7 protein-coding genes are annotated in these 9,816 nt (G+C 72.7%); all 7 read right to left on the reverse strand.

Going from position 1 to position 9,816, the window contains the following annotated elements; genetic code table 11:
• The 7 genes from ACFXPL_RS01455 to ACFXPL_RS01485 all read right to left on the reverse strand — a co-directional run bounded on the left by ACFXPL_RS01455 (position 1) and on the right by ACFXPL_RS01485 (position 9,598).
• Positions 1–1,491 (reverse strand): hypothetical protein, encoded by a 1,491-nt coding sequence (locus ACFXPL_RS01455; RefSeq protein ID WP_384910591.1) that lies wholly within the window; start codon positions 1,489–1,491, stop codon positions 1–3.
• 74 nt (positions 1,492–1,565) lie between these two features.
• On the reverse strand, positions 1,566–2,063 hold the full coding sequence (locus tag ACFXPL_RS01460; RefSeq protein WP_384910594.1) for a hypothetical protein: 498 nt from the start codon (positions 2,061–2,063) through the stop codon (positions 1,566–1,568).
• Between the two features lie 302 nt (positions 2,064–2,365).
• On the reverse strand, positions 2,366–4,675 hold the full coding sequence (locus tag ACFXPL_RS01465) for a xanthine dehydrogenase family protein molybdopterin-binding subunit (protein WP_384910597.1): 2,310 nt from the start codon (positions 4,673–4,675) through the stop codon (positions 2,366–2,368).
• On the reverse strand, positions 4,672–6,039 hold the full coding sequence (locus tag ACFXPL_RS01470) for a 2Fe-2S iron-sulfur cluster-binding protein (protein WP_384910600.1): 1,368 nt from the start codon (positions 6,037–6,039) through the stop codon (positions 4,672–4,674). Before ACFXPL_RS01470 ends, ACFXPL_RS01465 begins: the two co-directional genes overlap by 4 nt.
• Complete coding sequence (locus ACFXPL_RS01475) at positions 6,036–6,932, reverse strand: FAD binding domain-containing protein (RefSeq protein WP_384910603.1); 897 nt, start codon at positions 6,930–6,932, stop codon at positions 6,036–6,038. The genes ACFXPL_RS01470 and ACFXPL_RS01475 overlap by 4 nt, the downstream gene beginning before the upstream one ends.
• A 325-nt stretch (positions 6,933–7,257) precedes the next feature.
• Complete coding sequence (locus tag ACFXPL_RS01480; protein ID WP_384910606.1) at positions 7,258–8,925, reverse strand: beta-N-acetylhexosaminidase; 1,668 nt, start codon at positions 8,923–8,925, stop codon at positions 7,258–7,260.
• A 373-nt stretch (positions 8,926–9,298) separates the two neighbouring features.
• A complete protein-coding gene (locus ACFXPL_RS01485) occupies positions 9,299–9,598 on the reverse strand; it encodes a DUF3039 domain-containing protein (protein WP_329826823.1) in 300 nt (99 codons plus the stop codon).
• Between the last annotated feature and the right edge of the window lie 218 nt (positions 9,599–9,816).

Here is a 9,816-nt window from a genome sequence, read left to right on the forward strand (position 1 = left end):
TCAGTCGATAACCGGCGGGACAATGCGTCGCCCACCCTGCTGCCAGGTTTCCTCGTCCTCGACGAGGTAGTCCGGACGATTTCCCTGGGCGTCGTCACGACGACGTGCCGCGCCATTGGCACGCGGCCCAACAGCTCCACCACGTGCTGCTTGACCGGCTTGTCTGCCTTCACCGTTCGCTCCGCGTACAAGGCCTGAGCCTCCCGGAGTGAAGGGGCGCCCAGCACTGGTGCCGGGCTGCTGTGGACGGCCGCCGACGATACCGCCGGTCTCACCACCGAGCCGACGTCCCGCAGCCATTCCGCCTTGGCCAGAGCCCACACCACCCATGCCACCGCCCGCGCCGTTGGCCATCGGGGGGCGCCCGTGAACACCTTCGCCACCGATGACCGTGCCCCGAGGGATGCCTCCCGTGGGCCGGCCCGAGTTGGGCGGGACGGCTCGGCCGCCGAGGATGCCACGGTCCTGCGGCGGGCGCACGACGGAGCCACCGGCGGGCCCGGTCTGCCCAGGCAGCAGCGGAGTGCGTACTCCCGCGCCAGGTCTCCCTGGGCCGAGCTGCCCGGTATTCGTGGAGGGCTTTCCGCCGAACGCGGGCGGAATCATCCCCAGGCTAGGAGTAACACCGCTCTCAGGCCTGCTCCCTCCCACCGGGGTACTCGGCGCTACTGAAGAGGGTGCGAGTGTCGACGGAGGCGTATCCAAACCGGCCACCTCCATGCTGGTGGGCTGCTCCGGTCTCGTCAGATCAGCGGGAGGCAATACCGAGCCGCCTCGGAACTGTGGTGCGGATGCCTCGCCGCCACCACTTACCCGGCCCGACTGGGAAGAGTCAGAACCCCCAGGCACTGCCGAACCTGTATTGCTTCCGGTGCGCGCGACTTGACTGCTGTCGTACCTCACATCGCTGTCCGGCACGAACGCCCCCGGCGGCGGCTGAAACGTAGGCGCCTCCAGCTTCGTCATCTGCGTCTGGGCCTGCTGGTACGACTGCGACAGCTTTCTCATCTGGTCGGCGGCTTCCAGGCGGCTCTTCTCCGCCCCCGCCTCAAGCGTCTCCAGAGACTTGCCCGCCACCAGCCCCGCGTCCGGGTCGTTGCGATGCGCGTTCGCCGCCGCGAGGTTGGCCTTGGCGCCCGGGACGTCGCGGGGGATGGAGCTCTGCGCGACCGCGATCGCGTCGGACGCCCGGGAGAGCCACTTCGAGGCTTCGTCGCTGTACTCGGCCAGCCGGTACGTCGAGCTGGCCAAACTCGCCCCCCAGCTTTCGAAGGCGTCCTTGCCCTTCCCCTCCCATTCCACCCGTTGCGGACGGAACTGGAACTGCTGGGCGATATCACGGATTTCGAAGGCCGCGGCCGACAGCCGGTCGGCCGCCGCCTGTACCGTCCCGCTGTTCGCCTTGTCCAGCCACGCGAGCATCTGCTCGTGGGACATGGCCTCGAAGGACGTCGAACCGCCGCCCCCGTTGTATTCGCCGTACTCCGCCATCCCGATGTCCTACCTGTTCCCCGTAGTCCCCGTAATCCCCGTGGTCCCGCCCGACCTCGCCGAAGCGCAGGCCGTTACTGAGCTACGACACCGGCGGTGTCGCCCGGCTGCTCCTTGTTCTGATCCTGGCCCTGGTCCTGGTCCTGGCTCTTGTTCTGCTGCGCCGCCGGGTCGAGCTCCGGGTTGTAGTGCTTCTTCATGTTCTTCTGGATCGCGAGCATGCGCGTCCGGATGTCGTCGTCCTCGCCCTCGTAGCCGTGCTTGGAGGAGACCACCGCGATCCCCATGCCCTCCAGCGAGTCCGCCAGGAGCTGCGAGAGGTCCTTCAGTTGGTCGATGACCGAGGTGTACGCCGCCGACAGGCCGTTCGCTTCCGCCCAGGCGCCGCCGTCCCCGCCGAAGTGGCTCCGTCCCACCGGCTCCTGGCCCACCTTGTCCGGGGCGGCCTGTGAGTCGTTCAGGTTGGTGATCAGCTTGTCGACGCGCTTCTTGAAGTCCATCATCGACTCGGCGTCGTAGAGCATGGAGGCCATCGCCGGATGGACCGAGCGCAGCATGCTTTCGTCGCTCATCCGCGTTCACCGGCCCCCGCGCCCGGTCCCCCGGGCCCACCGTTGTCCACGATCAGGACGTCCGTGATCAGCACGGATGCCTCCCCCCTTTGCCAACATCTGACTCTTGAGCTTAGCCAGTGGTGCCGACACCGCGCACTCCAAGGTCGCGACTGCAACGGGAATCACGTCAACATCGGGCAGGTAAAACCCTGTTGACCAGGTCGTATCCCGGGAGCCTTTACACATGGGACGAGCACATCCATGAGGAGACGTCCTGCCCGCGCGGGTCGCCCGCGCGGGTCGCCCGCGCAGGTCGGCCCCTACCCGCCCGGCGCCGCCGCCACCGCCGCCTGGGGGCGGATCGGGAGGCGGCTGATCGGGCGGCCCGTAGCCGCGCGTACCGCTGCCGCCACCGCCGCCGGGGAGGTGACCACCGGGGCCGCGCTGGCGGGTTTGGCGCCGAAGGGGGCCACCACGTCGCGTTCCTCGACCAGGCGGACGATGCGGATGTCCGGGGCGTCCAGGGAGGTCGGGAGTGCGTAGCCGGTGAGGTCGGGGCGGCGGATCAGGCCTCGGGTGGTGCGGAGGTTCTCCGTGAGGGCCGTGCCGATGCCCTGGGTGATGCCCGCCTCGATGCGGGTGGCGAGCTGCGCCGGGTTGAGGACGCGGCCGACGTCCTGCGCCACGGCCATCTCCACGACGCGGATCGAGCCGAGTTCGATGTCGACGTCCACGACGGCGCGGATCGCGCAGAAGGCCATGCCGACGAAGGCGTCGCCCTGGCCCGCGTCGTCGAGGGGTTCGGTGGGGTGGGGGCGGCACTGGGCCGTGGCCCAGAGTTCCTTGCCGTCCAAGGCCTCCGTGACGGTCGTGGAGAGCACGCCGTCGTACGAGGTGATCTTGCCGTCGGTGATCTGGAGCAGTTCGGTGGACATCCCGAACTTGTGGGCCAGCGGCTGGAGGAGCTGCGTACGGACCATCTTCGCCGCGCGTTCGACCGCGCCGCCCGAGACCCAGGTGTGCCGGCCGTGGGCCGCCGGGCCCGCCGGGGGCTGGTCCGTGTCGACCGGGGCGACCTGGACCTCCTCGATGCCGAGGGTCTCCTGGACGATCTGCCGGGCGAGTGTGGTGAAGCCCTGGCCGGTCTCGACGGCGGCGCAGATGACGGTGGCGATGCCGTCGTGGACCTTCACGGTCGCCGTGGAGACCTCGTCGGCGCCCTCGGCGCCGAGCATGTGGACCATGCCCAGCGCGTAGCCGACGCCGCGCCGTACCGCGCCCGGCTCGCCCGCGCCCTCGGGGCCGCCGGGGAGCAGCCAGGCGGCTTCCGGGGTGTCCTTGGGAAGGGCGGGCAGGGGGTAGTCCCGTACGGCGGTGAGGAGTTCCGCGACCGGGGCCGGGCAGGTCACCGTCTGGCCGGTGGGGAGGATGTCGCCGGTGGCGAGGACGTTACGGAGGCGCAGTTCGGCTGGTTCGAGGCCGAGTTTGGCGGCGAGCTTGTCCATCTGGCCCTCGTACGCGGCGCAGACCTGCATGGCGCCTTCACCGCGGACGTGGCCGGAGGGCGGGTTGTTGGTGCGTACGGCCCAGCCCTCGATGAAGGCGTGCGGGACGACGTACGGGCCGCAGGCGAAGGCGACGGCCGCGGCGAGGGATTCGGAGGAGGCGTCGGCGTACGCGCCCGCGTCCAGCAGGATCTGGGCCTCGACCTTGACGAGGCGGCCCTCTCCGTCCGCGTGGTGGCGGTAGCGCAGCAGGGTGGGGTGGCGGTGGGCGTGGCCGAGGAAGGACTCCTCGCGGGTGGCGGCGAGTTTGACGGGGCAGCCGGTGCGCAGGGCGAGCAGTCCCAGCGGGATCTGGAAGCCGGGGTCCTCGCGGTCGCCGGTGGCGCCGGGGACGCCGGTGACGACGACCTTGACCTGTTCGGGGTCGAGTCCGAAGCAGGCGGCGGCCAGGTCGCGGTCGGTGTGCGGGTCGGTGGACGCGGTGTAGATCTCGACGCCGCCGTCCGGTCTGGGTACGGCGAGGCCGGCCTCGGCGCCGATGGGGGCGGGGTCCTGGCGGCCGATGCGGTAGAGCCCTTCGACGATGACCTCGCCGGCCATGTCGGGGTCGCCGTAGCGCAGCGGGATGTGGCGGATGAGATTGCCGTCGGGGTGCAGCGGTTCGGCGGCGAACGCCTTCTCGGGGTCGGTGACCGGTTCGAGCACTTCGTACTCGACGGCGATGGCCGCGGCGGCGAGCCGGGCCGTGTCGGGATGGTCGGCGGCGACGGCGGCGATGGCCTCGCCGTGGTGGCGTACGACGTCGGAGGCGAAGACGGGGCGGTCGACGACGCTCCTGCCGTAGGCGGAGTCGCCGGGGATGTCGGTGTGCGTGACGACGGCGCGTACGCCGGGCATGTCGGCGGCGGCGGCCGTGTCGACGGAGACGATGCGGGCGTGCGGGTGCGGCGAGCGCAGGATGGCCGCCCACAGCAGGCCCTCGGCCCACAGGTCGGCGGCGTACGGGAACGTGCCCTCGGTCTTCGCGCGCGCCTCGGCGGGCGCGAGTGAGGCTCCGAGGCCGTGCGCGGGCGGCTCCTGGTGGGGACCGTCGAGGACGGTCCCGGTGGCCGCGTCGTTGCTCACGCCATGCCTCCGTCGGGCGAGTGCGGGTGCGGGTTCGGGTGCGTGTGCGGGTCACCGGCGGCGCCGGTTCCCGGGGGTGCCTGGTGCGGGACGCGCGCTTCCTCGGAGGCGGCGGCCGCGGCTTCCGCGCTCGCCCTGCGTTCGGCGACGACCTCGCCGACCGCGTCGAGGACGCCGCGGTAGCCGGAGCAGCGGCAGAGGTTGCCGCAGAGCGCCTGGCGGGTCTCCAGCTCCGTGGGGGCGTGGTTGCCCTCCAGGAGGTCGTGGACGGTCATGGCCATGCCGGGGACGCAGAAGCCGCACTGGACGGCCCCGCACGCCGCCAGGGCCCGCTGGACGTCGGAGGGTTCGCCGTCGACGGCCAGCCCCTCGACCGTACGGACCTCGGATCCGGCGGCGGTCGCCGCGGGGACGAGGCAGGAGGCGACGAGCCGGCCGTCGACCTGGACGTTGCAGGCGCCGCACTCGCCCTGGGAGCAGCCGTCCTTGGCGCCCGCGAGGCCGAGGCGTTCGCGCAGCACGTACAGCAGCGACTCGCCGATCCAGGCGTCGGTGACGGGGCGGTCGGCGCCGTTGACGCGCAGGACGTAGGAGCCGGAGGGGTGTTCGGCGCTGTCGTTGCTGTGGGTGAGCGGGGCGAAGTCGTGGTCGGAGGAGTGGTCCGGCACGTGGTCGGAGGAGTGGCCGGGCGCGTGCTCCGGCTCGGGGGCCGCTTCCGGTACGAGGGCGGTCCCGGCCTCCGGGGCGGGCCCTGGGTCGGAGGGGGCCTCGGCCTGTTCCGGCGCCCAGGGTGCGGCGGCGCCGCCGGGGAGGGGCGCGGGCGGGGCCTCGCCGGCCCACTGGGAGGCCAGTACGGACGTACTGAACTCGCCCGATTCGTCGGGGAGGTCGCCCCCGGCGACCGGGATGGTCCACTGGCCGGTGGGTTCGGCGGGGGCGTCGGCGGACGGTGTGCCCGCGTCCTGGACGACATCGCTGAAGTTCCAGTGGCTCGTGCCCTGCGGCTCGTAACCGCCGGGCCCGTAGCCGCCGTGTCCGTACCCGGCCTGGCCGTAGTCGCCGCTCTGGCCGTACGCGGCGTCCTGGGCGCCTGCCACGGGCTGGGCGGCCCAGCCGCCGGGCAGGGCGGGATCGGGCCGTGACGGGTCGCCTGGGGCCTGTGGCTCGATGCTGGGCGGTACGTAGCCGTGCCCCGGCGCGGCCAGCGGCGCGTCCAGGGTGTCCTCGGGCGGCAGTTGGACGAAGGCGGTCGCCTCGGCGTCGTAGTCGCCGCCCTGCGGGACCGGCTGCCAGCCGCCCTGGTTCACGGCGTCCTGGCCGGGGCCGGCACCCTGGCCGGATCCGGAATGGTCGTTGGTGGTCACGACAGCGCCCTCCCCAGTGCTCGTCGGGCCAGCGCGGCGACGGTGCGCCGCAGATGCAGTACGGCGGCGGACGGCGCGGGCGCCTCCCCCCCGTCGACGGGCGGCGGCGGGTCCGGGATGCACGCGGCGGCGACGTACTCGCCGAAGGCGGCGAGCGCTTCCTGCGCGAGCCCCCGCGCGCCGTCCCAGTCGATCAGCGAGGCGATCCAGCGCTCCGCTTCGAGCGGGCGCAGCGGCATCGGGGCGATCGCGCCGACCGCGCAGCGCACGCCGCGCCGCGCCGGGTCGAGGACGACGGCGACGGACGCGGTGGCGCGGCCGGGGCCGGTGCGTCCCGTCGCCTTGAGGAAGACCTGCGGGGCGTGCAGCAGCGGTACGCGGACGAAGCCGATGAGTTCGGCGGGGGCGAGCATCTCGCGTCCGGCCAGGAGGTGGGAGACGGGGATCTCGCGGCGTGCGGCGCCGGGTCCCGCGACCACCAGGTCGGCTTCGAGCGCGGCGAGGACGGGCAGCGCGTCGCCGGTCGGGGCGGCGGTGGCGATGTTGCCGCCGAGCGTGCCGGCGTTACGGATCTGGGGTGGCCCGGCGGCGCGCGCGGACGCGGCGAGCGCGGGGATGAGGGCCGCGAAGTCGGGCCTGCCCATGCGCGCGTGGGTGAGGCCGGCGCCGAGCAGCGCGTGGCCGTCCTGGTAGTGCCAGCCGCGCAGTTCACTGATCCGGCCGAGGCCGACCAGTCCGGCGGGCCTCAACTGGCCCTTGTTGACGGCCGCCATCAGGTCGGTGCCACCTGCGACGGGCACGGCGGCAGGCATCTCGGTGAGCGCCGCAACGGCCTCGTCGAGCGAGGCCGGCAGCGTCACGAACTGCGCCGTCTGCGGTGCGTGCGTGGTCAACCCCACTGCCCCTTTCCGGTGTCCCGGTGTCCCGCCTGTGTTGCCGTACCGTACGTGCTCACAGGCCGGACGTGGCAACTCTGGCACATCTTCCGGGCCGGGCGACGCGAGGGTCCACGAAGCACGCATCCGTCCCCGACCAGGGGGAAGGTCCGCTTTCACCCCTCTTCGCCGTCACATGCTGAATGCCACTCTTCGGCGGTCGTTGTATGACTTATCCGCCTGGGGTGACACGGAGTGGGGCGCGCCTTCTCGTGGGTCGGACCGGACCGGATCCGCTCCGGTCCGATTCGGCTCCGACCCACTCCGACCCACTCCGACCCGCTCAGATCTGTGGGGGCGCTCCCTTGAGCGGCCGTCCCGCGACACCGGGGCGGCGCTGCCAGGGCAACGGGCCGCCGGGCGGCCGGTAGGCGACCCCGAGTGCGTCGAGGCGCCGGTAGTGCTCCGTCATCCGCTGTTCGAAGTCGGCGAAATCACGTTCCCCGGGGGCGGGCAGGGCCGACCAGGCGACCTCGGCGAAGGCGGCGAGGCGCGGGAAGACCTGGTAGTCGACGCGGGAACGGTCCTGCATCACCTCGGTCCAGACGTTGGCCTGGGTGCCGAGGACGTGGGCGGCCTCCTCCTCGGTGAGCCGCGGGGGCACGGGCTCGAAGCGGTAGACGTCCTCCAGGGTGCGGACGTAGCCGATGGGCATCGGCTCGTCGTCGCCCGGCGCCTGACGGTGGTCCAGGTAGACGTGCTGCTCCGGGCACATGACGACGTCGTGACCGGCCCGCGCGGCGGCGATCCCGCCCGCGTAGCCGCGCCAGGACGAGACGGCGGCGCCCGGCGCGAGGCCGCCCTCCAGGATCTCGTCCCAGCCGATCAGGCGCCGCCCGCGCGCGGCGAGCCAGCGGTCGAAGTGGCGGATGAACCAGGACTGGAGTTCGTCCTCGCCCGCCAGGCCGAGTTCACGGATCCTGGCCTGGGCCGCCGGGGAGCGCTTCCACTGGTCCTTGGGGCACTCGTCGCCGCCGACGTGGATGAACGGCGAGGTGTCGGGCGGGAAAAGGTCGAGTATCTCCGTGAAGACGTCCTCGTAGAACCGGAGGGTGTTGTCGGTGGGGGCGAGTACGTTGTCGTTGACACCCCAGGTGTCCCAGACGGTGAGGGAGGTCGTGTCGATGACATCGGTGTTGCCGAGTTCCGGGTACGCGGCGATGGCGGCCTGTGAATGGCCCGGGATCTCGATCTCGGGGACGACGGAGATATGGAGAGCGGCGGCGTACGCGACGATTTCGCGGATGTCGTCCTGCGTGTAGTAGCCGCCGTGCGGTCTCTCGTCCCACAGGTCGGACGCGCGGTGGCCCCATTTGGTGCGGGCCCGCCAGGCGCCCACCTCGGTCAGTCGCGGACGGCTCTTGATCTCGACGCGCCAGCCCTGGTCGTCGGTGAGATGGAAGTGGAAGACGTTGAGCTTGTGGGCGGCGAGCAGATCCAGCCACCGCAGGATGTCGTCCTTGGGGGTGAAGTGGCGTGAGACGTCGAGCATCATCCCCCGCCACGCGAAACGGGGCGCGTCCTCGATGACCGTCAGGGGTACGGACCAGTGGCGCCCGGTGCCGAGGGGCGCCGCGCGGAAGGCGTCGGGGCCGAGGAGCTGACGGAGTGTCTGGGCGGCCCAGAAGACCCCGGCCGCGCTGCCGCCGTCGATCCGTACGGCCTCGGTGCCGACGGTGATCCGGTAGCCCTCGGGGCCCCGTTCGCGCGCGAGGTCCTCGCTGATCCCGAGGACGATCAGGTTGTCGCCGGGGCCCGCCCCGGCATCCTGACCCACCCCGGCGTCGGGGAGCAGGGGCAGTCCGGTGGCGGCGCCCACGGTGGTACGGAGCCAGTGCGCGACGCCCTCCGTACCGGGCCCGGCCGCGACGGCGGTCTCCTCGTCGAGCGGGAACGCCTCCGCGGCGCGCGGCGCGGGCCAGGAGCGCAGGGGGTCGGGGATCAGGTCCATGGGGTCGCTCCTCGGCGCCGGGTTCCGGTGGCCGGTGCCGCGACCGGCACCGGGTCCCGGACATGCCGGCCCGGGACCGCTTGCCTACCCGGGATCGGGAGTTCCCAGACCGGGGCCGGAGACACGGTCCACGCCAGGATCCACGGCCGGATCCCACCGGGCGTGCGCCCCGGCGCCCACCGGCCACGTCCGACGACGCGCGGGCCGGCCGGGCCCCGACCGGCCCCGGCGGCCGGAACCGGCCATCCCAGGGACACGCGGGCCCGGGAACAGGCCCGGGAACGGGATGAGGAGCGTGTGCGGGAACGCGTACGGCCCCCGGGGCGCCGCGTACGCGCGTGCTCCGGGGGCCGTACCGAACGGAAGGCCGACGCTACTTCTTGCCGCTGTCCTTGCCGCTCTTCCCCTTGTCCTTGTCCCCGCCGGGGCCCATGGACTCGTAGATCTCCTTGCACATCGGGCAGACCGGGTACTTCTTGGGGTCGCGCCCCGGCACCCAGACCTTTCCGCACAACGCGACCACGGGAGTGCCGTCGAGCGCACTCGCCATGATCTTGTCCTTCTGGACGTAGTGGGCGAAGCGCTCGTGGTCGCCGTCACCGTGCGACACCTGGGGTGTCGGCTCCACGAGGGTGCTTGTACCTGCCCCGCGATCGGGCTCAAGAGTGCTCATGAGGACCAAGGGTACCCACGCCGGAGGCATCACGGAGTAGCCGGGTCCGTGCACTCCGCAGCCGGACAGGCGCCTGTCACGCCGACACGCCGGGCGCGGCCCGTTGAGTGGCGAGTTCAAGCCACCGCCTCAGGCGCGCATGTGGCCGGGGGGGGGGGGGGGGGGGGGGGCGGGGGGGGGGGGGGGCGGGGGGGGGCCGGGGGGCGGGCGGGGGGAGC

The sequence above is a fragment of the Streptomyces sp. NPDC059092 genome, from assembly GCF_042756365.1.
Classification (GTDB): Bacteria; Actinomycetota; Actinomycetes; order Streptomycetales; family Streptomycetaceae; genus Streptomyces.